The 26,319-nt window shown below is 73.4% G+C and carries 28 protein-coding genes; 18 read left to right on the forward strand and 10 right to left on the reverse strand.

The annotated features are described in order from the left end of the window. Nucleotides 1-18: 18 nt before the first annotated feature. Entirely contained in the window at nt 19-786 is a 768-nt protein-coding gene (locus tag AB0H57_RS03475) for an SDR family NAD(P)-dependent oxidoreductase (RefSeq protein ID WP_357502193.1), read from the reverse strand. Nucleotides 787-976: 190 nt separating this feature from the next. Between AB0H57_RS03475 and mshA the strand changes: the two genes are divergently transcribed. From mshA to AB0H57_RS03490, 3 genes are all read left to right on the forward strand, one after another. Next, on the forward strand, nt 977-2,329 hold the full coding sequence (gene mshA / locus AB0H57_RS03480) for a D-inositol-3-phosphate glycosyltransferase (protein WP_357502195.1): 1,353 nt from the start codon (nt 977-979) through the stop codon (nt 2,327-2,329). Nucleotides 2,330-2,429: 100 nt separating this feature from the next. Next, nucleotides 2,430-2,981 (forward strand): YbjN domain-containing protein, encoded by a 552-nt coding sequence (locus AB0H57_RS03485; RefSeq protein WP_357502197.1) that lies wholly within the window; start codon nt 2,430-2,432, stop codon nt 2,979-2,981. A gap of 76 nt (nt 2,982-3,057) precedes the next feature. After that, entirely contained in the window at nt 3,058-3,975 is a 918-nt protein-coding gene (locus tag AB0H57_RS03490) for a hypothetical protein (RefSeq protein WP_357502198.1), read from the forward strand. Between the two features lie 399 nt (nt 3,976-4,374). Here AB0H57_RS03490 and AB0H57_RS03495 read toward each other — a convergent pair whose 3' ends face one another. Together AB0H57_RS03495 and AB0H57_RS03500 are read right to left on the reverse strand one after the other, a co-directional pair. Then, complete coding sequence (locus AB0H57_RS03495) at nt 4,375-5,649, reverse strand: MFS transporter (protein WP_357502200.1); 1,275 nt, start codon at nt 5,647-5,649, stop codon at nt 4,375-4,377. Nucleotides 5,650-5,705: 56 nt separating this feature from the next. Continuing rightward, entirely contained in the window at nt 5,706-7,028 is a 1,323-nt protein-coding gene (locus AB0H57_RS03500; protein WP_357502202.1) for an MFS transporter, read from the reverse strand. A 151-nt stretch (nt 7,029-7,179) separates the two neighbouring features. On the opposite strand from AB0H57_RS03500, the gene AB0H57_RS03505 reads away from it, so the two are divergent. Next, on the forward strand, nt 7,180-7,947 hold the full coding sequence (locus tag AB0H57_RS03505; RefSeq protein WP_357502204.1) for a phosphoglyceromutase: 768 nt from the start codon (nt 7,180-7,182) through the stop codon (nt 7,945-7,947). 55 nt (nt 7,948-8,002) lie between these two features. On the opposite strand, the gene phoU is transcribed toward AB0H57_RS03505, so the two are convergent. Next, complete coding sequence (gene phoU, locus AB0H57_RS03510; RefSeq protein WP_357502206.1) at nt 8,003-8,644, reverse strand: phosphate signaling complex protein PhoU; 642 nt, start codon at nt 8,642-8,644, stop codon at nt 8,003-8,005. A gap of 213 nt (nt 8,645-8,857) precedes the next feature. Here phoU and AB0H57_RS03515 point away from each other — a divergent pair, with 213 nt between their 5' ends. Together AB0H57_RS03515 and AB0H57_RS03520 are read left to right on the forward strand one after the other, a co-directional pair. Then, on the forward strand, nt 8,858-10,156 hold the full coding sequence (locus AB0H57_RS03515) for an ATP-binding protein (RefSeq protein ID WP_357502208.1): 1,299 nt from the start codon (nt 8,858-8,860) through the stop codon (nt 10,154-10,156). 16 nt (nt 10,157-10,172) lie between these two features. Further along, the gene (locus tag AB0H57_RS03520; protein WP_357502210.1) at nt 10,173-10,856 is read left to right on the forward strand and encodes a response regulator transcription factor; all 684 of its coding nucleotides are present in this window, start codon (nt 10,173-10,175) and stop codon (nt 10,854-10,856) included. 55 nt (nt 10,857-10,911) lie between these two features. Here AB0H57_RS03520 and AB0H57_RS03525 read toward each other — a convergent pair whose 3' ends face one another. Next, nucleotides 10,912-11,586 (reverse strand): response regulator, encoded by a 675-nt coding sequence (locus AB0H57_RS03525; protein WP_357502212.1) that lies wholly within the window; start codon nt 11,584-11,586, stop codon nt 10,912-10,914. After that, on the reverse strand, nt 11,583-13,229 hold the full coding sequence (locus AB0H57_RS03530; RefSeq protein WP_357502214.1) for an ATP-binding protein: 1,647 nt from the start codon (nt 13,227-13,229) through the stop codon (nt 11,583-11,585). The genes AB0H57_RS03525 and AB0H57_RS03530 overlap by 4 nt, the downstream gene beginning before the upstream one ends. A 99-nt stretch (nt 13,230-13,328) precedes the next feature. Here AB0H57_RS03530 and AB0H57_RS03535 point away from each other — a divergent pair, with 99 nt between their 5' ends. From AB0H57_RS03535 to rraA, 6 genes are read left to right on the forward strand one after another with little or no spacing between them, the layout of a single operon-like run. After that, a complete protein-coding gene (locus AB0H57_RS03535; RefSeq protein ID WP_357502216.1) occupies nt 13,329-14,336 on the forward strand; it encodes a tripartite tricarboxylate transporter substrate binding protein in 1,008 nt (335 codons plus the stop codon). After that, nucleotides 14,333-15,073, forward strand: coding sequence for a tripartite tricarboxylate transporter TctB family protein (locus AB0H57_RS03540; protein ID WP_357502218.1), 741 nt, complete (start codon nt 14,333-14,335; stop codon nt 15,071-15,073). The genes AB0H57_RS03535 and AB0H57_RS03540 overlap by 4 nt, the downstream gene beginning before the upstream one ends. Then, complete coding sequence (locus AB0H57_RS03545; RefSeq protein WP_357502220.1) at nt 15,074-16,576, forward strand: tripartite tricarboxylate transporter permease; 1,503 nt, start codon at nt 15,074-15,076, stop codon at nt 16,574-16,576. After that, nucleotides 16,573-16,965 carry a universal stress protein gene (locus tag AB0H57_RS03550; protein ID WP_357502222.1) on the forward strand — a complete coding sequence of 131 codons (393 nt, stop codon included), beginning with the start codon at nt 16,573-16,575 and terminating at the stop codon, nt 16,963-16,965. The genes AB0H57_RS03545 and AB0H57_RS03550 overlap by 4 nt, the downstream gene beginning before the upstream one ends. Then, a complete protein-coding gene (locus tag AB0H57_RS03555; protein WP_357502224.1) occupies nt 16,966-18,156 on the forward strand; it encodes an MFS transporter in 1,191 nt (396 codons plus the stop codon). Between the two features lie 15 nt (nt 18,157-18,171). Further along, nucleotides 18,172-18,666, forward strand: coding sequence for a ribonuclease E activity regulator RraA (gene rraA, locus AB0H57_RS03560; protein ID WP_357502226.1), 495 nt, complete (start codon nt 18,172-18,174; stop codon nt 18,664-18,666). A 1-nt stretch (nt 18,667) separates the two neighbouring features. On the opposite strand, the gene AB0H57_RS03565 is transcribed toward rraA, so the two are convergent. Further along, complete coding sequence (locus tag AB0H57_RS03565) at nt 18,668-19,477, reverse strand: hypothetical protein (RefSeq protein ID WP_357502228.1); 810 nt, start codon at nt 19,475-19,477, stop codon at nt 18,668-18,670. Between the two features lie 74 nt (nt 19,478-19,551). Here AB0H57_RS03565 and AB0H57_RS03570 point away from each other — a divergent pair, with 74 nt between their 5' ends. Both AB0H57_RS03570 and AB0H57_RS03575 read left to right on the forward strand, forming a co-directional pair. Then, entirely contained in the window at nt 19,552-20,496 is a 945-nt protein-coding gene (locus AB0H57_RS03570) for a Ppx/GppA phosphatase family protein (protein ID WP_357502230.1), read from the forward strand. 76 nt (nt 20,497-20,572) lie between these two features. After that, complete coding sequence (locus AB0H57_RS03575; protein WP_357502232.1) at nt 20,573-21,379, forward strand: sugar phosphate isomerase/epimerase; 807 nt, start codon at nt 20,573-20,575, stop codon at nt 21,377-21,379. Nucleotides 21,380-21,417: 38 nt separating this feature from the next. On the opposite strand, the gene AB0H57_RS03580 is transcribed toward AB0H57_RS03575, so the two are convergent. The 3 genes from AB0H57_RS03580 to AB0H57_RS03590 are packed head-to-tail and all read right to left on the reverse strand — an operon-like array spanning nt 21,418 to nt 23,465. After that, on the reverse strand, nt 21,418-21,990 hold the full coding sequence (locus AB0H57_RS03580; protein ID WP_357502234.1) for a CGNR zinc finger domain-containing protein: 573 nt from the start codon (nt 21,988-21,990) through the stop codon (nt 21,418-21,420). A gap of 19 nt (nt 21,991-22,009) precedes the next feature. Beyond that, the gene (locus tag AB0H57_RS03585) at nt 22,010-23,176 is read right to left on the reverse strand and encodes a glutathionylspermidine synthase family protein (protein WP_357502236.1); all 1,167 of its coding nucleotides are present in this window, start codon (nt 23,174-23,176) and stop codon (nt 22,010-22,012) included. Between the two features lies 1 nt (nt 23,177). After that, the gene (locus AB0H57_RS03590) at nt 23,178-23,465 is read right to left on the reverse strand and encodes a hypothetical protein (RefSeq protein ID WP_357502238.1); all 288 of its coding nucleotides are present in this window, start codon (nt 23,463-23,465) and stop codon (nt 23,178-23,180) included. 135 nt (nt 23,466-23,600) lie between these two features. Here AB0H57_RS03590 and AB0H57_RS03595 point away from each other — a divergent pair, with 135 nt between their 5' ends. From AB0H57_RS03595 to AB0H57_RS03610, 4 genes are all read left to right on the forward strand, one after another. Next, entirely contained in the window at nt 23,601-24,521 is a 921-nt protein-coding gene (locus tag AB0H57_RS03595) for a proline dehydrogenase family protein (RefSeq protein ID WP_357502240.1), read from the forward strand. 106 nt (nt 24,522-24,627) lie between these two features. Beyond that, nucleotides 24,628-25,419 (forward strand): alpha/beta hydrolase, encoded by a 792-nt coding sequence (locus AB0H57_RS03600; RefSeq protein WP_357502242.1) that lies wholly within the window; start codon nt 24,628-24,630, stop codon nt 25,417-25,419. Further along, entirely contained in the window at nt 25,412-25,981 is a 570-nt protein-coding gene (locus AB0H57_RS03605) for a WHG domain-containing protein (protein WP_357502244.1), read from the forward strand. Before AB0H57_RS03600 ends, AB0H57_RS03605 begins: the two co-directional genes overlap by 8 nt. Continuing rightward, nucleotides 25,978-26,313 carry a YrdB family protein gene (locus tag AB0H57_RS03610; protein ID WP_357502246.1) on the forward strand — a complete coding sequence of 112 codons (336 nt, stop codon included), beginning with the start codon at nt 25,978-25,980 and terminating at the stop codon, nt 26,311-26,313. Before AB0H57_RS03605 ends, AB0H57_RS03610 begins: the two co-directional genes overlap by 4 nt. Nucleotides 26,314-26,319: the final 6 nt, after the last annotated feature.

Below are 26,319 nucleotides of genomic sequence, written 5' to 3' on the forward strand. Positions count from 1 at the left end.
CGGCTCACTCCTCGCGCTTCACTGTGCGACCCGGTGCACCTTGTGCTGGGCCGCCTGGGCCAGCGGGCGGACCACCAACTGGTCGATGTTCACGTGGTGCGGGCGGGTGGCGCACCAGGCGACGCAGTCGGCGACGTCGTCGGCGACGAGCGGCTCGGCCACCCCGGCGTAGACGGCGGCTGCCCGCTCGGCGTCACCGCCGAACCGGACCAGGCCGAACTCGTCGGTCCGCACCATGCCCGGGTCGATCTCGATCACCCGGACCGGCCGGCCGCACAGCTCGAGCCGGAGCGTGCCGGCGATCGCGGTCTGGGCGTGCTTCGCCGCGGTGTACCCGCCGCCACCCTCGTAGACGGTGTGCCCGGCGGTCGAGCTGACGATCACGACGGTGCCCGCGCCGGAGGCCTCCAGCGCGGGCAGCAGCGCCTGGGTCACCCGCAGCGTGCCGAGCACGTTGACGTCGTACATCCACTGCCAGTCGCCGACCGAGCCGGACTCCACCGGGTCGAGCCCGCGCGCGCCGCCGGCGTTGTTGACCAGCAGGGTGACCGGCCCGGGCGCGGCCTCGGCGGCGGCCCGCAGGGCGGCCACCGACTCGTCGGAGGTGACGTCGCACTCGACGGCGGTGGCCGCGCCGCCGGCCTGCTCGATCTCGGCGACCAGGCCGGCCAGCCGGTCGGTGCGCCGGGCGGCGGCGAGCACGTGGAAGCCCTCGGCGGCGAGCCGGCGGGCGGTGGCCGCCCCGATCCCGCTGGACGCCCCGGTGACGATCGCGACAGAGGTCATCGGACCATTCTCGCTCCCGCTCACGGCGTGCGCGCGGGCGGCCCGACCGGGCCGGAATGAGGTCCGTCACGCCGGCCACCCGGCCCTGCGCATTTCCGAAGCCCGATGGGGAAGATGACATCCGGCGTACGGGTTGACCGAGGAGCGCCGGTCGTGCGGGACGGCATCAACCGTGACAGAAGGAGCGGACGTGGCGGAATTGCACACCGGTGTGGGTCGTCAGCGGGGCGCCCTGCCGTGGCCGCGGCCCCGGCGGATCGCGACCCTCTCCGTGCACACCTCGCCGCTGCACCAGCCCGGCACGGGGGACGCGGGCGGCATGAACGTCTACATCCTCGAGGTCGCCCGGCGGCTCGCCGAGGCCGACGTCGAGGTCGAGATCTTCACCCGGGCCACCTCCGGCGACCTGCCGCCGGTGGTCGAGATGGCGCCCGGCGTGCACGTCCGGCACATCACCTCCGGGCCCCTGGAGGGGCTGACCAAAGAGGAGCTGCCCGGCCAGCTCTGCGCCTTCACCGCCGGCGTGCTGCGCGCCGAGGCATCCCGGCCGCCCGGCCATTACGACCTGATCCACTCGCACTACTGGCTCTCCGGCCAGGTCGGCTGGCTGGCCAAGGAACGCTGGGGGGTGCCGCTGGCGCACACCGCGCACACCCTGGCAAAGGTCAAGAACGCCCAGCTCGCCGCCGGTGACCGACCGGAGCCGAAGGCCCGCGTGATCGGCGAGGAGCAGGTGGTCGCCGAGGCCGACCGGCTGATCGCCAACACCCGGGTCGAGGCGCGGGACCTGCTCGACCGGTACGGCGCCGACCCGGAGCGGGTCGCCGTGGTCGAGCCCGGCGTCGACCTGGACCGGTTCCGCCCGACCCCGGGGGACCGGCACGCCGCGACCCTCGCGGCCCGCCGCCGGCTGGGGCTGCCCACCGACGGGTACGTGGTGGCGTTCGTCGGGCGGATCCAGCCACTCAAGGCCCCCGACGTGCTGGTCCGCGCGGTGGCCGCGCTCCGGCGCCGCGATCCCCGGCTCGCCGACGAGGTGACCGTGGTGATCTGCGGCGGGCCGAGCGGCAGCGGCCTGGACCGACCGACCGCGCTGATCGACCTGGCCGCCGCGCTCGGCGTCACCGACCGGGTGCGGTTCCTGCCGCCGCTCACCGGCGACGCCCTGCCCGCGCTGTACCGGGCCGCCGACCTGGTGGCGGTGCCCTCGCACAACGAGTCGTTCGGGCTGGTGGCGCTGGAGGCGCAGGCGTGCGGCACCCCGGTGCTGGCCGCCGCCCGGGGCGGCCTGGTCACCGCCGTCCGGGACGGGGTGAGCGGGGTGCTCATCGACGGCCACGACCCGGACGACTGGGCCCGGGTGCTGGCCCGGCTGCTGCCGGACCGGGTGCGGCGGGCCGCACTGTCGCGGGGAGCCGAGCGGCACGCCCGCGACTTCTCCTGGCAGCGCACCGTCTCCGGTCTGCTCGCCGTCTACGGCGAGGCGATCGCCGAGCACCGCGACCGGCTCGCCGCCCGCCTCCCCGTCACCTGCTCCTGGTGAGCGGTGTCAGGAGGGGGCCCCGGTTAACGCATTCGGTATAGGAGGGGGCCCCGCCTAACCATCGCGGCGGGGGCCGGGGGCCGAACGTAGAGTGGGGTGGATGAGCGCCAAGAGCGAAGTCGCCACCCTGATCGAGTCGGTCTGCGCCGAGCGGGAGCTGGACTGGGAGGCCACCGGCGAGGCGTCCTACGCGGTCACCCTCCCCGGCACCCACAAGCTCAAGACGATCTGCAACCTGATCGTGGGCGAGCACGCGCTGCGGGTCGAGGCGTTCGTGATGCGCCAGCCGGACGAGCGGCGCGAGGAGCTCTGGGCCTGGCTGCTGCAGCGCAACGCCCGGATGTACGGGGTGGCGTTCTCCATCGACTCGGTCGGCGACGTCTACCTGACCGGGCGGGTCAATCTCGCCGGGGTGGACGCCGACGAGCTGGACCGGCTGCTGGGGGCCGTGCTGACGTACGCCGACGAGTCCTTCGACACCATGCTCGAGATCGGCTTCGGCACAGCCATCCGGCGGGAGTGGGAGTGGCGGGTCAAGCGCGGCGAGTCCACCGCCAACCTCGCCGCCTTCGCTCACCTGTTCGAGCCGTCCGCCGCCGCCGACGGCGCGCGGCACGCCGCCCCCGTCCCCGGTGGTTCGGACCCGTCCTGACGGGTATGCCGCACCGCGCGGTGCGGCACTGGGACCGGCCGCGAGCCGAGGACGGACTGTCGAGGAGCGTGGACACATGGCTCAGCGCAGCAGCTCAGGTCGCGGCGGGACTGCGACCAGGACCAGAGGCAAGTCGGGCAACCAGACGCCGAACACGCCGAACATCTCCGAGTCGGAGATCTCCCGGATGAAGGTGGACGACATTCGCGGGCAGTTGCGCCGCCGCGGGGTCGCCGGCATCTCCGGGCTGCGCAAGCCGGAGCTGGTGAAGACGCTGGCGCAGACGATGCGTACCGAGCGCCGCTCGGGCGGGGCCGCGCGGGGTGCCACCGGGCCGGCGGGCCGGGCGGCGGGGACCCGGAAGGCGGCGGGCCCGGCGAAGCGTACGTCCGCGGCGCGGGCGAAGGCGGCACCGGCACCGACCCGGGCCAAGGCCACCCCGACCCGGGCCAAGGCCACCCCGAGCCGGGCGAAGGCGGCCCCGAGTCGGGCGAAGGCGGCGCCGGCGCGGGCGAAGGCGGCCCCGAGCCGGGCCAAGGCGGCTCCGGCGCGGGCGAAGGCGGCGCCGGCGAAGCGGACGTCCGCCGCGTCGGGGACCGGGCGTACGGCGACGAAGGCGACATCGGTGCGGACCGGTCGGTCGACCTCGCGGTCGGTGCACTCGTCGCAGCAGATCAGCTCGCTCCAGGACCGGCCGGAGCGTCCGGGGCGCAGCCTGGTCACCACGAACCACGAGGTCATCCAGCGCTGGGCGCGGGCCCGCAACGCCCGTCCCGCCACCATCGCCGGCACCGAGCGGGGCGACCGCCCGGGGGTGCTGACGTTCAACCTGCCCGGATACCGGGAGAGCAGCCGGATCCGCGAGATCACCTGGGACGACTGGTTCCGGACGTTCGACTCGCGCCGGCTGAACCTGATCTACCAGGAGCAGCTGCGCGACGGCCGGCAGAGCAACTTCTTCCGGACCGAGTCACCCGATCGGGCGGACGCCTGAGCGTTTGCGGGAATGCGGGGCGGGTAGACGCTGTTTGCCCAGACAGGCTCCGGAGGACCGCGACCGATCCGGACGTCGGTGCTGTGACCGGCGAGACAGCGATTCAGGTTGAATCCGGAATCCGGGGCGAACTAACTTTATTGCACCGCGCCACGCTTGGAAACGTTCGGGGGAGCGGCGGATCGATCAGATCCGTGCACCAGGCGACGGCGCACAGAACGGGTGGAGCACACCGTTGGGGGACGGTGCCACCCGTGGTACCGGCGGCGCGAGCGGGCGACGCTTACGGGGGTGAGGGTCGCCCGCCGCCGCCGGGTGACGGGGCGAGCGTCCACCACGACGGGGGTCGAGGTGGGCGCTCGACCCGTTTCCAAACCCTTTTCGTCCGCCCGGTGGCGGTCAGCGGCTGCCGACCGGCGCCTCGGCCGGCCGGTCGAGGCGGGCCCGCAGGTCTGCCGTCCGGCGTTCCCGGGCCGGCCCGGCGAGCAGGTGACCGGCCGCCGCGGCCAGCCCCAGCGCGCCGACCACCAGCCAGTGCCAGTCGCCCAGGTGTTGCAGGCTCAGCCCGCCCAGCGCGGGCGCCACGAACGACGCCGCCGGGAAGGTCAGGTAGAAGACCGCCTGGTAGCGCCCGCGCAGCTCCGGCGGGGCCAGGTCCGCGTTGATCTGCGCGTTGGGTGGCGCGGCGAGCATCGAGCCGGCCGTCCAGACCACCGCCGCGCCGAGGTACGCCCACAGGTCGTCGGCGAGCGCCAGCGCGCCGAAGCCGAGCCCCATCAGCGCGGTGGCCACGGCGAGCACCCCGGCCTTGCGGTACCGGGCGATCAGCCGGGGCACGAAGAGCTGCCCCAGCACGATCAGCGCCCCGCCCAGCGCCACCACGACGCCGTACGCCGAGGGCGTCAGCCCGTCCGCGCGCATCGCCAGCGGCATGATGGTCGAGGTCTGCATGGTGAGCACGGCCAGCAGGAAGGTCAGCCCGACGAAGACCAGGAAGTTCCGGTCGGTGAGCGCGGTGACCAGGCCCGGCCGGGATCCGGCCCGGCCCGCCGGCCGATGGTCGGGAGGCCGCCGGGACACGCCGCGGGGCAGGCTCTCCGGCACCCGGGCGGCGATCACCAGCGCGGCGGTCAGCGTGGCGGCGGCGTCGAGCAGGAAGAGGGCGACGAAACTCGCCTCGGCGAGCAGGCCGGCCAGCAGCGAGGCCACCGCCATGCCCAGGTTGAACGCCCAGAACTGGAGGTTGAAGGCGTACGGGCGGCGGTGTTCGGGCACCACGTCGATGATCGCGGCGACGAAGGCGGGGCTGAGCATGGAGTGCGCCACCCCGAGCAGGGCGACCAGCGCGGCGATGACCGCCAGGTCCCGGGTGAAGGCCAGCCCGACCATCAGCGCGCCGGCCGCCAGGTGCGCGGCGAGCAGGGTGGCCCGCCGGCCCCAGCGGTCGGCCAGCACCCCGCCGAGCAGCACCCCGACCGCCCCGCCGCCCCCGTACGCCCCGACGACGGCGCCGGCCAGCGCCGGGGAGGCGCCCCGCGCGGTGGTCAGGTAGAGGGACAGGAAGAGCACCGCGAACATGCCGGCGCGGTTGATCAGCAGCCCGGTCCAGAGGTACCAGAAGGTGGCCGGCAGCCCGCCCGTCGTGTCCCGCAACCAGTGCCGCGCGGCCCTCACGAGCCCCTCCCGAAGGTTTGTTAACTACTGTCCGCCGACGACGATATCCGGCGTACTCAGGAGGTGGCGCGGACCGGCTCGGCGGGTGCGATGGCCGCGGCCTCGGCCGCCGCCGGCGCGGGCGCCCGACCGGCGGTGACCGGCTCGACCGGCGTGGCCGGCGCCCGCAGCTGGGCGGCCCGCCGCTCGCGGGCCGGGCCGGAGACCAGGTGGGCCACCGCCATCACCAGGCCGATCGCGGCGCAGCCGAGCCAGAGCGCGGTGTCACCGGACCGTTCCCGGACGAGCCCGCCGAGGACCGGGGCGATGGCCCCGGCCAGTTGCCAGGAGAGCGAGAAGACGCCCTGGTAGCGTCCGCGCAACTCGGCGGGGGAGAGTTCGGCGATCAGCGTGGCGTTGGACGGCGAGTTGAGCATCTCGCCGAGCGTCCAGACCAGCACGGTGAGCCCGAAGAACCAGGCGGCGTCGGCGAACGCCGTCAACCCGAAGCCGACGCCCATCACCACCGCCGCCAGGGCGAGCACGTGTGAGCGGCTCCGGCCCCGGATGAGCCGCGGGACGAAGAGCTGCCCGACCACGATCAGCACGCCGTTGAGGGCGATGACCGAGCCGTAGGTGGCCGGGCTCAGCCCGGAATCGCTCATCGCGATCGGCAGCATCGAGATGTGCTGGAGGAAGACCAGCGCGCCGAGCAGGTTGAGCGTCACGAAGACCAGGAAGACCCGGTCGGCCGCGATGGTACGCAGCGCCCCGGCCGGGGCGGCGCCACCGGTCGGCGCGGCGACGGAGACCCTCCGCGTCTCACCCACCCGGAAGAAGATGATCAGCGCGGTGACCAGGGTGGTGACCGCGTCCACCAGGAACAGCAGCAGGTAGCCGGCCTCGGCGGCGAGCCCGGCGAGGACCGCGGCGCAGGCGAAGCCGAGGTTGATCGCCCAGTAGTTCAGCGAGAAGGCACGCAGCCGGTCCTTCGCCGGCACCACGTCGATCATCATGGCCCCGAACGCGGGGCGGGCCGCCTCGGCGAACGTGCCGAGCAGCAGCGCGCCGACGGCCACCGCCCAGAGCGGCCGGGCCAGGCCGAGCGCGACCATCATGGTGGCCGCGCCCAGGTGCGCGGTGAGCAGGGTGGGCCGCCGGCCCCAGCGGTCGGTGAGGGTGCCGCCAACGGTGGTGCCGACCGCGCCGCCGACGCCCCACAGCCCGATCACCAGGCCGGCCTGGGTGGCGGAGAACCCGCGCGCCTGGGTGAGGTAGATGGCGAGGAAGACCAGCACGAACGAGCCGAGCCGGTTGATCAGGGTGCCGGTCCACAGGTACCAGAAGGTGCGGGGCAGCCCGCCCGCCGTTTCCTGGAACCAGCCTCGCACCGTCCGCACGTCCCGCCCCCCGAACAGGTAATGACCGACATCCTTGCAGCGCCTTACAACCTAGTCCCGTTGGTGATCACCGGTCATCCGCATTTCCACGTGGTGGTCGTCACCGCCGGTCCCCGCGTGTCCGCCGGGCCGGTACGGCAGGATGATCGGCATGACAGCGAGCGAAGGGCCCACCGTCGGGACGCTGGTCCTGCTGCGGCACGGCGAGAGCGACTGGAACGCCAAGAACCTCTTCACCGGCTGGGTCGACGTCGACCTGACCGAGAAGGGGGAGCGCGAGGCGCGCCGCGGTGGCGAACTGCTGCGCGAGCACGACCTGCTGCCGGACGTGGTGCACACCAGCCTGCTGCGCCGGGCGATCCGCACCGCCGAGCTGGCGCTGGGCGCCGCCGACCGGCACTGGATCGCGGTGCGCCGGTCGTGGCGGCTCAACGAGCGGCACTACGGCGCGCTGCAAGGCAAGGACAAGAAGCAGACCCTCGACGAGTACGGCCAGGAGCAGTTCATGCTCTGGCGCCGCTCGTACGACACCCCGCCGCCGCCGATCGCCGACGACGACGAGTGGTCCCAGGTCGGCGACCCCCGGTACGCGCTGCTGCCGACCGAGCTGATGCCGCGCACCGAATGCCTGAAGGACGTCGTCGACCGGATGCTGCCGTACTGGTACGACTCGATCGTGCCGGACATCCTGGCCGGCCGGACGGTGCTGGTGGCCGCGCACGGCAACTCGCTGCGCGCCCTGGTCAAGCACCTCGACGAGATCTCCGACGCGGAGATCGCCAAGCTGAACATCCCCACCGGGATCCCGCTGCGTTACGACCTGAACCCGGACCTGCGCCCGCAGGTGCTCGGCGGGACGTACCTCGACCCGGAGGCCGCCAAAAAGGCCGCCGCCGCAGTCGCCAACCAGGGCCGCTGAGGTGTAAGGCGGGGCCCCTTCTTGACAGGCGTCTGTTGAGAAGGGGCCCCGCCTGTCACTTGGGCTCGCCGGTGATCAGGTAGACCACGTGCTCGCCGGCGTTGACCGCGTGGTCGGCGAAGCGCTCGTAGTAGCGCCCGAGCAGGGTCGCGTCGATCGCCGTCTCCACCCCGTACGGCCAGTCGTCGCTCAGCAGCACCCCGAACAAGCTCTTGTGCAGGTCGTCCATGGCGTCGTCGTCGTGGTCCAGTTCGGCGGCGAGGTCGGCGTCGGGGCGGGCCAGCACCACGGCGATCTTCTCCGCCATCCGGTCGGCGATGCCCGCCATGTCGGTGAAGACCGGCCGCAGCTCGGCCGGCACCGCCGGGGAGGGGTGGCGGCGCAGGGCGGTCTTGGCCACGTGCTCGGCCAGGTCGCCCATCCGCTCCAGGTCCGCCGCCACGTGCAGCGCGGTGATCATGGCGCGCAGGTCGGAGGCGACCGGCGCCTGCCGGGCGAGCAGGTCGCAGACCCGCTCCTCGACGTGCCGGTAGAGGCCGTCGATCTCGGCGTCCTGCGCGATCACCGTCTCGGCCGCCTCCCGGTCCGCGGTGAGCAGCGCCCGGGTGGCGCGCTTGAGCGCGGCCCGTACGCCCTCCGCCATGTCCACCAGCAGCTGGCTCACGATCTGGAGATCGGCTCGGAACTCGTCGCGCATCATCACGTCCTGTACGTCGTGGCCGCCGGTCCGTCGGTGTGGCGCCGGCGTACGGGGGTTGAGCGGGTGCGCGACCACCGTAGGTCGGGGGAACGGACCGAAGGTGAACGCGGGTGAACGACGCGGGACCCGTGGGTGAACATTCCCGGAAGCGAGAGTGGTTCGTCCCGTTCTGTGCGGTCCCCGGGTTAACAATGACCCTACGATCGCCGGGTGGAATGGGCGGAGGCGGTCGTGGTCGCGGTGGCCCTGGCGACCGGCCTGGTCGCCGGTGCGCTGCTCGCCGCGCCCGTCGGTAACTGGTGGCACCGGAGGGCGTCGCGGGGGAGTGCCGTCTCCCGCCGGAGCAGGGGGAGGCCCGCGATAGCGGACGAACAGCAGGTCGCGCTCTCCGGGATCGGTCGGAAGACGATCGACTCGTTGCGCGCCGGTGTCGTGGTGCTGGACCCCGACGACGTGCCGGTGCTGGTCAACCCGGCGGCCCGGGCGATGGGGCTGCTGCGCACCGGCGCCACCCCCGGCTCCCTCGCCCCGCACCCGTTGATCCGTACCCTGGCCGGCCAGGTGCGCCGCACCGGGGTGCGGCGCGAGATCGAGCTGGACCTGCCGCGCGGTCGCGACAGCGCCGGGGTGAACCCGCTCGGGGTGCACCTGCGCGCGATGGGCATCGGCGCCGACTACATCGCCGTCGAGGCGGCGGACGTCACCGAGGCGCACCGGGTGGCCCGGGTGCGCCGGGACTTCGTGGCGAACGTCAGCCACGAGCTGAAGACCCCGATCGGAGCGTTGCAGCTGCTCGCCGAGGCGCTGCTGGACGCCACCGAACCGGCCGGCGGGACGCCGGCCGACCTGCCCGAGGACCTGGTGGCCGCCCGCCGGTTCGCCGAGCGGATCCAGCACGAGTCCACCCGACTGGGCCGGCTGGTGCAGGAGCTGCTGGAACTGACCCGGTTGCAGGGGGCCGAGGAGCAGCCGCCGCCGGAGCCGGTCGCGGTGGACTGGGTGATCGCCGAGGTGCTGGACCGGACCCGCACCACGGCCACCGCCCGCCGGATTCAGGTGGTCGTCGAGGGCGCCACGGGGCTGACCGTGTACGGCAGCGACAGCCAGCTCGCCACGGCGGTGGCCAACCTGGTGGAGAACGCGATCAACTACTCGGGCGAGGACAGCGTCGTCCGGATCACCCCCCGGGCCACCGACGACCACGTGGAGATCTCGGTCACCGACCAGGGCGCCGGGATCGCGCCGTCGGACGTCGACCGGATCTTCGAACGGTTCTACCGCGCGGACCAGGCCCGGTCCCGGGCGACCGGCGGCACCGGCCTGGGGCTGGCCATCGTGAAGCACATCGCCGGCAACCATGGCGGCCGGGTCGACGTGTCGAGCACTCTTGGTGGAGGGTCGACGTTCACCCTCCGGCTGCCCGCCGGCCCTCCGGACGACCTGGAGGCGACACTCGCGTCGGCTGGGATCGAGGCCGGCCCGGCTGAGCCTCGGCAGGACCGACCGTGATGGAAAGGAAGTCCCGTTGAGCCGCGTTCTGGTGGTCGAGGACGAGGAGTCCTTCTCCGACGCCCTGTCGTACATGCTCCGCAAGGAGGGTTTCGAGGTCTCCGTCGCCGCGACGGGCACCGACGCCCTCACCGAGTTCGACCGGACCGGTGCGGACATCGTGCTGCTCGACCTGATGCTGCCGGAGATGTCCGGCACCGAGGTCTGCCGGCAGCTGCGGCAGCGCTCGCACGTGCCGATCATCATGGTGACCGCGCGGGACAGCGAGATCGACAAGGTGGTCGGCCTGGAGATCGGTGCCGACGACTACGTGACCAAGCCGTACTCGCCGCGCGAGCTGGTGGCCCGGATCCGGGCCGTGCTGCGCCGGCAGACCGCCGAGGCGGCCGAGTCCGGCGCTCCGACGCTGGCCGCCGGCCCGGTCCGGATGGACATCGAACGGCACGTGGTGACCGTCGAGGGCGCGCCGGTGCAGCTGCCGCTGAAGGAGTTCGAGCTGCTGGAGCTGCTGCTGCGCAACGCCGGGCGGGTGCTCACCCGGGGGCAGCTGATCGACCGGGTGTGGGGTGCCGACTACGTCGGTGACACCAAGACGCTGGACGTGCACGTCAAGCGGCTGCGCTCGAAGATCGAGCCGGAGCCGTCCGCGCCGCGCTTCATCGTGACGGTGCGCGGGTTGGGCTACAAGTTCGAGCCCTGAGGTGTTAGGAAGGGGCCCTTATTAACAAACGTCTGTTAATAAGGGCCCCCGCCTTTCAGCCGAGCCAGGCGTAGCGGCGTTCGGGGCGGCCGGCAGCGCCGTAGCGGAGGCTGACCTCGGCGCGTCCGGTGCCACAGAAGTGCTCCAGGTAGCGGCGGGCGCTGACCCGGGAGATGCCCACCAGGTCGCCGCACTCGGCCGCCGAGAGGTTGCCGGCCTGCGCCCGGAGTGCCCGCTCGACCAGCTCCGCCGTCTCCGGGCTCAGCCCGCGGGGCAGCGCCGAGGTGGCGATGTGCGCCCCGCTACGGGACAGCACCCGGTCCACGTCGGCCTGGTCGCTGACCACTGTGCCGCGCAGCGTGTTGCGGCGGGTCGCGTACTGCTCCAGGCGGGCCCGCAGCTCGTCGAAGCCGAACGGCTTGAGCAGGTAGTTCACCGCGCCGTAGCGGACCGCCCGGCGGACCGCCTCGGCCTCCCGGGCGGCGCTGATCACCAGTACGTCGCAGTCGTGCCGGGCGGCGCGCAGCCGGGTCACCACGTCCAGGCCGAACATGTCCGGCAGGTAGAGGTCGAGCAGCACCAGGTCGGGACGCAGCTCCTCGACCCGGGCCACCGCCTCCGCGCCGGTGCTCGCGGTGCCCACCACCCGGAAGCCGTCGATCCGCTCGACGAAACCGCAGTGGATCCGGCTCACCATGAAGTCGTCGTCGACGACCAGTACGTCGATCACCGGACCACCTCCCGCATCACACCCACCGACAGCCGGGCGGTGAACATCGCCCCCTCCTCGGTGTTCGTCACCGCGACCTCACCGCCGCGACGCTTGCAGACCAGCCGGGTGAGCGCCAGCCCGATGCCCCGCTCGCCGCCGCGGGCCGCCTTGGTGGTGAAGCCGTGGGCGAACACCTCCTGGGCGAGTTCCGGGGCGACGCCGGGCCCGCAGTCGCGGACCACGATCTCGACGGAGGAGGCGTCCTGGCGCAGCTCCACCTCCACCCAGGCCGGGTCGTCGTCGCCGGGTTCCCGGCCGGCCGCCACCGCCTCGACGGCATTGTCCACCAGGTTGCCCAGCACCGTCGCCACGTCCGCCGCGACCTCGGGCTCCAGCCGTCCCAGGCCGGTGTGCTCGGAGATCCGCAGCTCCACCCGGCGTTCGGCGGCCAGCGCCGACTTGGCCATCAGCAGCGCGGCGACCGCCGTGTCGTGGATCCGGCTGGTGACGGTCAGGTCGAGCGAGGCGCGGTGCCGGCTGAGCGCGTCGACGTACTGGACGACCTCGTCGTGCTCGCCGATCTGGATCAGCCCGGAGATGGTGTGCAACTGGTTGGCGAACTCGTGGGTCTGCGCCCGGAGCAGCTCGGTGGTGCTGCGGAACGAGCCCAGTTCCCGCTCCAGCCGGGCCAGTTCGGTGCGGTCCCGCAGGGTGGTGACGGAGCCGAGCCGGCGGCCCTTGCGGTCCACCGTCATCCGGTTCATCACCAGCACCCGGCCGCCCCGGACCACCACCTCGTCCCGGGCCTCCGGCCCGTCGGCGTCGCCGGCCAGCACGTCGCGCAGCCGGCCGGAGATCCGCAGCTCGGCGAGGCTGCGCCCGAGGCAGTGCTCGGGCAGGTCGAGCAGCCGCCGACCGACGCTGTTGACCAGGGTGATCCGCTGCTGCGGGTCGAGCGCGATAACCCCCTCGGCGATGCCGTGCAACAGCGCCTCCCGGTGCTCGGCCAACCCGGCGATCTCCCGCGGCTCCAGGCCGAACGTCTGGCGCTTGATCCGCCGGGCCAGCAGCCAGGAGCCGACCACCCCGAGGGCGGAGGCCAGGCCGAGATAGGTGAGCAGGTACGAAGAGGCGCCGACCAGCCGCTCCGACCAGGTCCGGGCGCCCTCGCCGACCACCACCACGCCGAGGTGCCGGCCGAGATCCGTCTCGGGATTGTCGCCGAGCACCGGCACCTGGGCCACCAGCTCCCGGGACCGGCCGACGGTCAGCTCACCGGACCAGCTGCGTCCCTGCGCCACCCGCGGGTCGCCGAGCCCGACCGGGGTGCCGACCAGGGTGGGGTCGGTCGAGGCGATCACCCGGCCGCGATCGTTCGCCACGGTCACCGAGGTGACGCCGTACTGGGTGGAGGTGTTCTGGACGAGCAGCGCGACCGCCTCGGTGGGCGCCGGCCAGTTGAGTTGCTGCCGCAGCAGCGAGTTGGCGGCGAGCTGCTCGCCCACGGCGACGACCCGGCGGCCCTCGACCCGGTTGAAGGTCGCCGCCGACTGGGCCAGTGACACCGCGGCCACCGCCGTGAGCACGACCACGATGATCGCGAGCTGGAGAACCAACAGCTCCCCGGCCAGCGTGCGGCGGCGGGAAGTGATCGCGACCACAAAGACCTCAATTTCCGCTGGTGACAGAAGGCTGACTGTATGCCGGCCGGGGGGCCATCATCTTGCCGCCGGACTCATTCGAAACGGAAGAGAAACATGATGGCAACTCGTAGGAACCTGCTGGTCATGGGCGTCGCCGCCGCCACGGCGCTGGCGCTCGGCGCCTGCGGCGCCACCGCCGACAAGAACGAGGCCGGGGCCGGAGACAGCGGCAAGCCCGCCACCGGTCTGCGGATCATGGTGCCGAACTCGCCTGGCGGTGGGTACGACACCACGGCCCGTACCGCCGCGAAGGTGATGGAGGACGCCAAGATCGCCACCGGCGTGCAGGTGTTCAACCTGCCCGGCGCGGGCGGCACGGTGGGCCTTCAGCGCACGGTGAACGAAAAGGGCAACGGCAAGCTCGCCATGCAGATGGGGCTGGGCGTGGTCGGTGCCTCCTACACCTCGAAGTCGGCGGCGACGCTGACCCAGACCACCCCGCTGGCCAAGCTGATCGAGGAGGCCGGCGCCATCGTGGTGCCGAAGGACTCCCCGTACAAGACGATCAACGACCTGGTCACCGCCTGGAAGGCCAACCCGAAGGGCCTCGCGGTCGGCGGCGGCTCGTCGCCCGGCGGCCCGGACCACCTGCTGCCCATGCAGCTGGCCAAGACCGTCGGCATCGACCCGCGCCAGGTCAACTACGTCTCGTACGACGGCGGCGGCGAGCTCCTTCCCGCCCTGCTCGGCGGCAAGATCGCCTTCGGGGCGAGCGGCTTCGGCGAGTTCCTCGACCAGGTGGAGGCCGGTCAGATCCGGGTCCTCGCGGTGACCAGCGAGGCACCGATCGACGCGCTCAAGGACGTGCCGACGCTGAAGTCCGCCGGCATCGACCTGGTCTTCACCAACTGGCGCGGCATCGTGGCGCCGCCGGAGATCAGCGACGCCGACAAGAAGGTCTGGATCGACGCGCTTACCAAGATGCACGAGTCGGAGCAGTGGAAGGCCGAGCTGACCAAGCGCGGCTGGACCGACGCGTTCATCACCGGCGACGAGTTCGCCACCTTCCTCACCGAACAGGACAAGTCCGTGGCCGACCTGCTCAAGCAGCTCGGGTTGGCATGAGCGGCATGACGACCCGACCGGACCGGGGCGGCGACCCGCCGTCCCGGCCGGCCGACCCGACCCTGCCGCACCAGGCGGGGGCCCGGGAACGGGAGGTGGGCGTACCCCCCGCGCCCGCCTCCGGTTCGGCCCCGCCCGCCGCCGGCCCGGCGGCCCCGCCCGCCGGGTCGGCGGCCCCCGCCACGGGCGACGCGGCGCGTACCCCCGAGGTGCCGGCGGCCGACGCGGACCCGGCGGCCGCCGCCGAGCGGACGCCGGACAGGGCGCAGTACGGCGTCTGCGCCTTCCTTGCGCTGGTCGGTGGCCTGGTCATCCTCGAAGCCACGACCCGCATCGGGGAGGCGATCAACACGGCCGACCCGGTCGGCCCGAAGGCGGTGCCGATCCTGCTCGGCGTGCTGCTGCTGATCGTCGCGGTGATCTATGCGGTCGACGTGGCCCGCGGCGGTTCCGGCGAGCCGGAGGCCGGCGAGGACGTCGACCTGGCCAGCCCGATCGACTGGCGGACCGTGCTGCTGCTGGTCGGCGCGTTTCTGGTCAACGCGGTGCTCATCGACCGGCTCGGCTGGGTGATCAGCGGGACGATCCTGTTCTGGGGTTCGGCGTACGCGCTGGGCAACCGGCACTACGTGCGCAACCTGCTGATCTCCGTCGCACTGTCGTTGATCACCTTCTACACCTTCGCCATCGGGCTCGGCGTCGACCTGCCCGCCGGCGTGCTGCAAGGGATCCTCTAGATGGACAACCTGAGCAATCTCCTCGACGGGTTCGCCAACGTGCTGACCCCGATGAACCTGCTGATCTCGCTGCTCGGCGTCACCATCGGCACCGCGGTCGGCGTGCTGCCCGGCATCGGGCCGGCGATGACGGTGGCGCTGCTGCTGCCGGTCACCTACGGGATGGAGCCCACCCAGGCGTTCATCCTGTTCGCCGGCATCTTCTACGGCGGCATGTACGGCGGGTCGACCACCTCGATCCTGCTGAACACCCCCGGCGAGTCGTCGTCGGTGGTGACCGCCATCGAGGGCAACAAGATGGCGAAGGCGGGCCGGGCCGCGCAGGCGCTGGCCACCGCCGCGATCGGCTCGTTCATCGCCGGCACCATCGCCACCGTGCTGCTGGTGGTGGCCATCCCGCCGGTGGTGGCCTTCGCGGTCAGCCTCGGTTCACCCGACTACTTCGCGCTGATGCTGTTGGCCTTCGTGTCGGTCACCGCGGTGCTCGGCGCTTCCCGGGTGCGCGGCCTCGCCGCGCTGCTGCTCGGCCTGGTGATCGGTGTGATCGGCATCGACCAGTCCGGCCAGCAGCGACTCACCCTGGGCATCCCGCAGCTCGCCGACGGCATCGACGTGGTCGTGGTGGCGGTCGGCATCTTCGCCGTCGGCGAGGCGCTGTGGATCGCCGCGCACCTGCGCCGTAAGGCCGGCGAGGTGATCCCGGTCGGCCAGCCGTGGATGGGCCGGGAGGACTGGAAGCGGTCCTGGAAGCCGTGGCTGCGCGGGACCGCGTTCGGGTTCCCGTTCGGGGCGGTGCCGGCCGGCGGGGCGGAGATCCCCACCTTCCTGTCGTACGTCACCGAGAAGAAGCTGTCGAAGCACCCGGAGCAGTTCGGCAAGGGCGCGATCGAGGGGGTCGCCGGGCCGGAGGCGGCCAACAACGCCTCCGCCGCCGGCACGCTGGTGCCGATGCTGGCCATCGGCCTGCCGACCAACGCCACCGCCGCGGTGATGCTGGCCGCCTTCGAGGGGTACGGCATCCAGCCCGGCCCGCTGCTGTTCAGCCGGGAGTCCAGCCTGGTCTGGACGCTGATCGCCAGCCTCTTCATCGGCAACCTGCTGCTGCTGGTGCTCAACCTGCCGCTCGCCCCGGCCTGGGCGAAGCTGCTGCGGATCCCCCGCCCGTACCTCTACGCCGGGATCCTCTTCTTCGCCTCGATGGGCGCGTACGCGGTCAACGCCCAGCCGTTCGACCTGTTCCTGCTGCTGATCCTCGGCCTGCTCGGCTTCGGCATGCGGCGGTTCGGGCTGCCGGTGCTGCCGATGATCGTCGGCATCATCCTCGGCCCGCGCGCCGAGCTGCACGGCCGGCGGGCGTTGCAGCTCTCCGGCGGCGAGCTGCACGGCCTGCTCGGCGGCTGGGTGTCCTGGGTGATCTACGCGGTCGTCGCGGTGGTGCTGCTCTGGCCGCTGATCGGGCGGTTCCTGGTTCGACCGGTTCGGGAGAGGCTGGTGACGTCATGACCATCCTGGTGGGATACGTCCCGTCGGCGCTCGGCGAGGCGGCGCTGCTCGCCGCCGTGGAGCAGGCCCGGCTCCGCGACGAGTCACTGCTGGTGGTGAACACCTCGCGCGGTGACGCGTACGCCGACCCGCGGCTCGCCCAGGAGGGTGACCTGGAGCGGGTGGTCCGGGAGCTGACCGCGGCCGGGGTGGCGCACGCCGTGCGGCAGCTGGTCCGGGGCCGGGACGCGGCCGAGGAGATCGTCGAGATCGTCGAGGCCGAGCAGATCTCGCTGGTGGTGATCGGCATCCGGCACCGGACCCCGGTCGGGAAGCTGATCATGGGTTCGGCCGCGCAGGAGATCCTGCTCCGGGTGCCCTGCCCGGTGCTCGCCGTGAAGGCCCACTGAGTGGCGCCCGGGGGCCCCACGGTCCCCGGGCGCGCCCAGACCGCCCTGCTGCTCACGCACACCGTCGTGGTGCAGGCGGTCACCTTCATGCTCCGGCCGGCGTCCGCGTACCGGGCGCTGGAGCTGGACGTGCCGGGGGCCTGGCTGGGCGTGCTCGGAGCCAGTTTCGCCGTCGTACCGCTGGTGCTGGCCGTACCGTCCGGGCACGCGGTGGACCGGTTCGGTGAGCGGCGGGTCGCGGTGGCCGGGTCGGTGCTGCTCGCCACCGCCGGCCTCGGCTTTGTGGCGTTCGCCGGCACGGTGGCCGGCCTGGTGGTGGCCAGCATGCTGCTGGGCACCGCGCACCTGTGCGCGGTGGTGGCCCAGCAGGCGCTGGTGGCCAACCGTACGCCCGCGCGGCGGTACGACGCCGCGTTCGGCCACTACACCTTCGCCGCCTCGCTGGGGCAGGCGCTCGGCCCCGGGCTGATCGTGGTCTTCGGCGGGAGCCGGCCGATCCCGGACACCCGGGCCATCTTCCTCGGTGCCGCGGTGGTGGCGCTGCCGCTGCTGGTCGTGGCGCTGTTGCTGCGCCCGTCCGGGCACCACGGCACGGCCGGCGACGGGCCCGGCGCGGGCGGGATGCGGAAGTTGCTGCGCCAGCCGGGGCTGGTCCGCGCCCTCACGGTGAGCTGTGTGGTGCTGGCCGCGGTCGACATCTCGCTGGTCTACCTGCCCGCGCTCGGCACGGAACGCGGCATCGCGTCCGGCGCGATCGGCGTGCTGCTCGGCGTGCGGGCGGTCGCCTCGATGGCGTCCCGGCTGCTGCTCGGGCGGCTGGTGGCGGTGCTGGGCCGGCGTACCGTGCTGGTCGGCAGCGTCGCGGTCTCCGCCGCCGGGCTGGCGCTGCTGCTGCCGCCGCTGCCGTTCGCGGTGCTGGTCGTGGTGGTGACGGTCGCCGGGTTCGGGCTCGGCGCGGGGCAGCCGCTGACCATGTCGTTCCTGGCCGAGGTGGCGCCGCCCGGGCTGCGCGGCCGGGCCATGTCGCTGCGGCTCACCGGCAACCGGCTCGGTCAGGTGCTCATCCCCAGCGCCGCCGGGGCGCTCGCGGCGGGTGCCGGCGCGGCCGGCGTGCTCGCCTGCACGGCGGCCGGGTTGGCCGGCGCGGCGCTCGCCGCCACCCGCCTGCACCGCTCACCACCCCAAGAGTGAAACGGAGAACCAACCATGTCGAACCCCGATCCGATCGCCACCGCCGACCTCTACGACCGGTACGGCGAGGTCCTCGGCTCGTGTGACACCCAGCTCCGCCAGTTCGGCGGGGTGCGCGCCTTCGGCGGAGTGGCCGTGACCGTGCGGTGCTTCCAGGACAACGCCCTGGTGAAGTCGGTCGTCGCCGAACCGGGACGAGGCCGGGTGCTGGTGGTGGACGGCGGCGGATCGCTGCACACCGCCCTGCTGGGCGACCTCATCGCCGGTGCGGCGGCCGGGAACGGTTGGGCGGGCGTGGTCATCAACGGTGCCGTCCGGGACGTGGCCGCGCTGCGTACCCTGCCCATCGGCATCAAGGCGCTGGGCGCGAACCCCCGTAAGAGCGCCAAGACCGGCGCGGGGGAGCGGGACGTGCCGGTGTCGTTCGGCGACTGCGACTTCGCCCCGGGCGACCGGGTGTACTGCGACGACGACGGCGTCGTGGTGCTGCCCGCCGACGCCGCGGAGTAGGTCAGCCCGCGCTGGCCGGGTGCGGGGCGACCTGCCCCTGGCGCAGCCGGGCCGCGCAGAGCTCGGCCAGCTTCGCGTACGCGGGCGCGCCGACCAGCGCGGTCAGCTCCGGGCCGTACGAGACGTACATCGGGTCGGCGCCGACGTGCGCGTCGGTCGACGAGGTGCACCACCAGTCCAGGTCGTGGCCGCCGGCGCCCCAGCCGCGCCGGTCGAACTCGGCCAGCGTGGAGATCAGCACCTTGGTGTTGTCCGGGCGGGTGTGCCACTCCTGGTCCCGCCGGACCGGCAGCTGCCAGCAGACGTCGGGCTTGTATTCCAGCGGGTGCACGCCGTCGCGCAGCGCCTGGGCGTGCAGCGCGCAGCCGCCGCCGGCCGGGAAGTCCGCGTCGTTGAGGAAGACGCACGGCGCGTCCTCGTCCCGGGTGGCCGTACGCCGGGCCGGGGTCTTGCCGTCCACCGTGTCGTTCTCGGTCCAGTTCTTGAAACCCTTGCGGAAGTGCTGCCAGGTCTGCGGGGTGAGCCGCTTGACGGCCGCGCGGACCCGCTTCTCGTCGTCCGCGTCGGTGAAGAAGGCCCCGTGCGAGCAGCAGCCGTCCGCGGCGCGGCCGGCGATGATGCCGTGGCAGCCCTTGCCGAAGACGCAGGTCCAGCGGGACAGCAACCAGGTCAGGTCGGCGCGGATCACGTGCTTGGCGTCGGCCGGGTCGACGAACTCGATCCACTCGCGGGGGAAGTCCAGCCCCACCTCACGACTGCGCGGGTCGTCGGGATCGTCCACCAGCACCCGCAGTTCCACCTGGCTTGTCACCCGGCACAGCCTACGCTCGGTGACCCCGGTCGGCCGGCGAGCCGACGAAACACGTCGGCCGTAGTGTCGTCAGCATGCGACTGGGAGTCCTCGATGTCGGTTCGAACACGGTGCACCTCCTGGTGGTCGACGCGCACCACGGCGCCCACCCCTGGCCGGCCCACTCGGAGAAGGTGGTGCTGCGGCTGGCCGAGCAGATCGGCCCGGACGGCGCGCTGACCGGGGCCGGCGCGGACAGCCTGGTCGAGGCGGTCGGCATGGCCAGGGCGGCCGCGGCGGGCCTGGCCGTGGACGACCTGATCGCCTTCGCCACCTCGGCGGTCCGGGACGCCACCAACGCGGCCGAGGTGCTGGCCCGGGTCCGCGACGCCACCGGCGTACGGCTGGAGGTGCTGCCCGGCGCGGACGAGGCGCGGATGACCTTCCTCGCGGTCCGGCGCTGGTTCGGCTGGTCCGCCGGCCGGCTGTTGGTGCTCGACATCGGGGGCGGCTCGCTGGAGCTCGCGGCCGGGATCGACGAGGACCCGGACGTGGCGGAGTCGCTGCCGCTCGGCGCGGGGCGGCTGAGCCGGGAGCGGCTGCGGGTCGACCCGTCGGGTCTGGTGCCGCCGCCCGCCGAGGTGGTGGCCGAGCTGCGGGAGTACGTCGACGAGGTGCTGGAGCCGGTGACCGAGAAGCTGGCCGCGGTGGGCTGGGAGCGTCCGGTGGCCACCTCGAAGACGTTCCGTACGCTGGCCCGGCTCGCCGGCGCGGCGCCCTCCGGCGCGGGCCTGTGGGCCCGGCGCAGCCTGACCCGCACCGGGCTGCGGCAGGTGATCGGCTTCATCCGGCACATCCCGCCCGCGAAGCTGCCCGAGTTGGAGGGGGTGAGCGCCGGCCGGGCCCACCAGTTGCTGGCCGGCGCCGTGGTCGCCGAGGCGGTGATGCGCCGGCTGGACGTCGACGCGCTGGACATCTGCCCCTGGGCGCTGCGCGAGGGGGTCATCCTGAGCCGGTTGGACCAGCTCGAACCGAAGTGATACGCCCCGGCCGGCCTGGGCGCTTTGCGGTGGCTCGTCACGATGCCCGGTGGCCGCCCCGGCTACCCTGATGGATGTGACTTCCCACGTCCCGGTTCTCCTTTCCACGTCCTCGGTCTTCCCCGAGCGGACGGCGGCGGCGTTCCAGCTGGCTGCGGCGCTCGGCTACGACGGCGTCGAGGTGATGGTGTGGACCGACGCGGTGAGCCGGGACGCCGGCGCGCTGCGCGGTCTCGCCGAGCACTACGGCGTACCGGTGCTGTCGGTGCACGCGCCCTGCCTGCTCGTCACCCAGCGGGTCTGGAGCCCCGACCCGTGGGAGCGCCTGCGCCGTTCCGCCGAGCTGGCCGAGACGCTCGGCGCCCCGACCGTGGTGGTGCACCCGCCGTTCACCTGGCAGCGCGACTACGCCCGGGGCTTCGCCGACGGGCTGGAGCGGATCGCGGACCGGTTCGGCGGGCTGCGCTTCGGGGTGGAGAACATGTACCCGGTGCGGATGGCCGGCCGGCAGTTCGTCCCGTACGTGCCGGGCTGGGACCCGACCGAGACCGGCTACCCCTCCTACACGCTGGACCTGTCGCACTGCGCCGCCTCGCACACCGACGCGCTGGCGATGGCCGACCGGATGGGCGCCGGCCTGGCCCACGTGCACCTGGGCGACGGCACCGGCGAGGGGCGCGACGAGCACCTCGTCCCGGGCCGGGGCGGTCAACCCTGCGCCGAGCTGCTCCGCTCGCTCGCCGGCCGCGGCTTCACCGGCTCGGTCGCCGTCGAGGTGACCACCCGCGGCGCCGGCAGCCGCACCGCCCGCGAGTCCGACCTCAAGGAAGCCCTCGACTTCGCCCGCGCCAACCTGGCCGCCCCCACCCCCCTGAACGCCTGACCCTCACCCGGGGGGCGCGGAGAGGTGGGTGGGGTGGGTCAGGCGGGGGTCAGGGTCGGAGGCTGGGTGGGGGTGGGTTGTTCGGGGGCGATGGCGGCGCGCTTGCGGGCGCGGTGGGCGGCGACGTGGGAGCGGGTGGCGCAGCGCTCCGAGCAGAACCGCCGGCAGCAGTTCGACGAGGTGTCCAGGTAGACGTTGCCGCAGCGCTCGTCGGCACAGACCCCGAACCGGGCGCTACCGTATTCGCAGAGCCAGACCGACAGGCCCCAGACCGCGCCGGCGAGGTATTCCGCGCTGACCGAGGAGCCCCGGCTGGTCACGTGCATGTGCCAGTCGCTGGAGTCGTGGCCGGAGATGCGTGGCTGCACCGGATACGCCTCCAGCAGCGCGTTCAGCTCGGTCACCGCGTGGGCGTCCCGGCCCGAGGTGCCGTACTCGAACACGTCGCGCAGGCGCTTCTGCGCCCGCCGGAAGATCGCCAGGTCCCGTTCGGCGACCTCGTCGCGCATCCACGCGTTCTCGTCCGGAAAGATGGCCCGCAGGTCGTCGAGGTCGTTCAGCCGGGCGTTGACCAGGTCGACGCCGGTCCGGGCGTACGCGTCGAAGTTCACCCCACCAACGGTAGACGACTCACGGTACGCGCGGCGCGTCGATGTAGTGCGGCAGGAACCTCGCGTAGCCATCGGTGATCAGGCTTTCGCTCTCCCGCACCCCCAGCCCGGCGGCCTCGCCGTCGACGATCCAGCTGCCGAGCACCGTACGGTTGCCGGCGAACTCGGGCAGCGCCCGGAACTCCTGATAGCAGTACCCCTCGTCGCCGTAGATCCCCGGATTGGTGAACTCCGCGCCGCCGCTGACGATCCGCACCGAACCGCCCTCCCGGCCGAGCAGCGGCTTCGCCACGTACTCCGGCATCCCGCGCGGCGAGTCCAGGTACGCCGGCAGCAGGTACTCGTGCCCGGGGTACAGCTCCCAGAGCACGGCGAGCAGTGCCTTGTTCGACAGCAGCAGCTTCCACGCCGGCTCGATCCAGGTGGTCGGGGTGCCCGGGGCCAACGCCAGCGGGCCGTACGGCTCGGCCAGCATCCACTCCCAGGGATAGAGCTTGAAGCAGGTGGTGACCGGGCGGTCCGCGGCGTCGACGAAGCGCCGGCCGGTCCAGCCGAGCTGCCGGATCGGCAGCAGCTCCACCGCCAGCCCGGCCTGGCGGGCGGTCTCCGCCAGGTAGCCGGCGGTCATGTGGTCCTCGCCGGTCTCCTCCTCGTCGGACCACACCACGTGCAGCCGGCGGTCGTGCAGCCCGGCGCCGATCCGGGCCCAGGCGCCGACCAGCCGCTCGTGCAGGCTGTTCCACTGGTCCGCCTCGGGGCGGGTGTCCTCCAGCCAGTACCACTGCACGATGGCCGCCTCGACCAGTGAGGTGGGAGTGTCGGCGTTGTACTCGAGCAGCTTGGGCGGCCAGCAGCCGTCGTACCGGAGGTCGAAGCGGCCGTAGAGGCTGGGCGGCCCCTCCCGCAGCGAGCGGGCCACCGCCTCGGCGGCGTGCTCCGGGATGCCGAACTCGGCGTACCGGCCCCGGGTCACCACGTGCTCCGCGGCGGCCACCGCCATCCGGTGCAGCTCCTCGGTCGCCTCCTCCAGCCGGAGCACCTCGTCGAGGTCGAACGCGTACGCGGCGGTCTCGTCCCAGTACGACATCACCCCGCCGTCGGGCAGCTCGGTGTCGACGTACACCAGGCCCTGCCGGCGGATGGTGGCGTCCCAGTCGGGTCGCGGGGTGACCGGCTCCCGCCGCACCTCAGCCGCCGCAGGAGGCGAGGTGGGTGCCGAACCCGCCGCGCTCCGGCACGGCGGCGGCGACCGGCGCGGGCGCGCCGCGGGCGGCGACCGCCGCGGGCGCCGACAGCGCCAGCGCGACGGTGTCCCCGCCGCCCCCACCGGACGGGCCGAGCGCGCAGTCGTCATCGTCGTCGGTCAGGTTGCAGCCGGAGAGGGCCAGCGCCAGGGCGGTCAGCGCGCCGAGCTGCACGGTGGCCGACCGGAGCCGGCGCCGGGGGTGTCGTTCCACATGATCGTTGTAGCTCATCCGCGCCCGCCGTGGGGTGTCAGGCGGGGGCCCCTCCTATACAAAATGCGTTAACAGCGGCCCCTTCCTTGCACGCTTTTCACGTGGGGAGCCGCCGCTCGGCGGGGGGTCCGGGGCGGGCGTTACGCTCGGCTCATGCTCCGTTCCGTCATCCTCGCCGCCTCCCGGTCATCCCAGGTCGAGCGGCTCGTCGCGACGGCCCCGTTCACCCGGGACGTCGTCCGCCGGTTCGTCGCCGGCGCCGGCACCGACGACGCGCTGCGCGCGACCCGCGCGCTCGTCGACGGCGGCCAAGCGGTCACCCTCGACTACCTTGGCGAGGACACCACCAACCCGGAGCAGGCGAACGCCACCCGGGACGAATACGTGAAGCTGCTGCGGCTGCTCGGCGCCGCCGGGCTGACCCCGGACGCCGAGGTGAGCGTGAAGCTCTCCGCGCTCGGGCAGATGATCGACGAGCGGCTCGCGTACGAGAACGCCCGGGCGATCTGCGCGGCGGCGGACGCGGCGGGGACCACGGTCACCCTGGACATGGAGGACCACACCACCACCGACTCGACGCTGGACGTGCTGGCCCGGCTGCGTAAGGACTTCCCGTCGACCGGCGCGGTGCTCCAGGCGTACCTGCGGCGGACCGAGTCGGACTGCCGGGAGCTGGCCGGCGCGGGGTCCCGGGTGCGGCTGTGCAAGGGGGCGTACAAGGAGCCGGAGTCGGTGGCGTACCAGTCCGCCCGCGAGGTGGACAAGTCCTACGTACGCTGCCTGAACGTGCTGATGTCCGGCGACGGTTATCCGATGCTGGCCACCCACGACCCCCGGCTGATCGCGATCGGCGAGGACCGGGCCCGCTGGTTCGACCGCGGCCCGGACCGGTTCGAGTTCCAGATGCTGTACGGCATCCGCCCGGAGGAGCAGGCCCGGCTGGTCGGCGAGGGCTACACGGTGCGCACCTACGTGCCCTATGGCGACCAGTGGTACGGCTACCTGATGCGCCGGCTCGCCGAGCGTCCCGCCAACCTGGCGTTCTTCGGCCGCGCCCTGATCTCCAAGAAGTAGTCCCGATCGGCTGCCCCGGCCCGGTCACCGCCGCTTGCGGTGACCGGGCCAGCCGCGTTTCCGGGCACCCTTGACCAGCAAGGCTAATGAGGTTAGCCTAAGGGCTATGACGATTAGCCAGGTGGTGCGGGACGGCGGGACCGTCTCCTACGAGGCGCACGGGGAGGGCCCGCTCGTGGTCCTCGCGCACGGCATGGGGGAGAACCGGGCGGCCTACCGGCACCTGGTGCCCCGGCTGGTGACGGCCGGCTACCGGGTCGCCTCGATCGACGTACGCGGCCACGGCGACTCCAGCCCGCACTGGCCCTCGTACGCCCCGGCCGAGGTCGGTGGCGACCTGCTCGCCGTGGTCCGCGCTCTCGGCGGCCCGGCCACCCTGGTCGGCAGCTCGTCCAGCACGGCGGCTGTGGTCTTCGCCGCCGCCGACGCGCCCGAGCTGGTCAGCGGCGTGGTGCAGATCGCCCCGTTCGTCTCCGCGCCGAAGCTGAGCCCGTTCCTGCGGCTGGCCCAGGGGGCGGTGCTGCGCAGCCCGCGGCTGTTCGGGCTCTTCCACCGCTCGCTCTTCCCGGCCGCCCGGCCGGCGGACGACGCCGCGTACCGCCGGGAGATGGTGGCCCGGCTGCGCGGGCGGATGGCCGCGGTGCGCGGGGTCATCGCGCCGACCGACCCGCACTGGAGCGCGCGCGCCGGCGAGGTGCGGCAACCGGTGCTGGTGCTGATGGGTACGCGGGATCCCGACTTCCCCGACCCGGGCGCGGAGGCGCGGGCCGCCCGGCGGCTCTTCGGCACGGCCGAGGCCCGGATGATCGCCGACTCCGGCCACTACCCGTACGCGGACCAGCCCGACGCCACGGCCGCCGACCTGGTCGAGTTCCTGGCGGTGACCGCCCGTGCCTAGGGCGGGGCTGACCCCGGCGACCGTGGTCCGCGAGGCGGCCGTGCTCGCCGACGAGGTCGGCTACCACCGGCTCACCCTGGCCGCGCTCGCCGGCCGGCTCGGCGTCGCGCTGCCCAGCCTCTACAAGCACGTGCGGGGCGCGGACGCGCTCGACCAGAAGCTCGCCGCGCTCGCCGTCGGCGAACTGGCCGACGCGGTGACCACGGCGGCGGCCGGCCGCTCCGGCGCCGACGCGCTGCGCGCGGTGGCCGGGGCCTGGCGCGACTACGCCCACCGGCACCCCGGCCGGTACCTTGCGGCGCAGCGGGTGCCGGCGGTGGCCGACCCGGAGCACGTGGCGGCGGGGGAGCGCGCCCTCGGCGCGGTCTACGCCATCCTGCGCGGCTACGGCCTCACCGGCGACGACGCCACCGACGCGGCCCGGATCTTCCGCAGCGCGGTGCACGGGTTCGTGACGCTGGAGGCGTCCGACGGGTTCGGCCTGCCGCGCGGCCTCGACCGCTCCTTCGACCAGCTGGTGGCCACCCTGGACACCGCGTACCGGGGCTGGCGGTCGGCGTGAAGGTCATCCTGCTGGCGCTCGCCTTCCTGCTCGAACTCGCCCTGCTCGTCGCCGCCGGCTGGTGGGGTTTCACCCTCGACGCCGGCCGGCCGGTCCGGCTGCTGGCCGGGCTCGGCGCGCCGCTGCTGATCGCCGTGGTCTGGGGCCTGTTCTGCTCGCCGAGGGCCACCGTGGCGCTGCCCGCGCCGGCCAAGCTCGCCGCGCAGGCCGCCTGCTTCGTCACCGGGGCGGTGCTGCTGGCGCTGGCCGGTCGCCCCGCGCCCGCGGTCCTGCTGGTCGCTCTCTGGGCGGTCGACAAGACCCTGCTCCGGGTCGCCGGGGACCCGGTCTGACCGCGT

Origin of the sequence: Micromonospora sp. NPDC050686 (assembly GCF_040654475.1) — a bacterium.
GTDB lineage: Bacteria > Actinomycetota > Actinomycetes > Mycobacteriales > Micromonosporaceae > Micromonospora.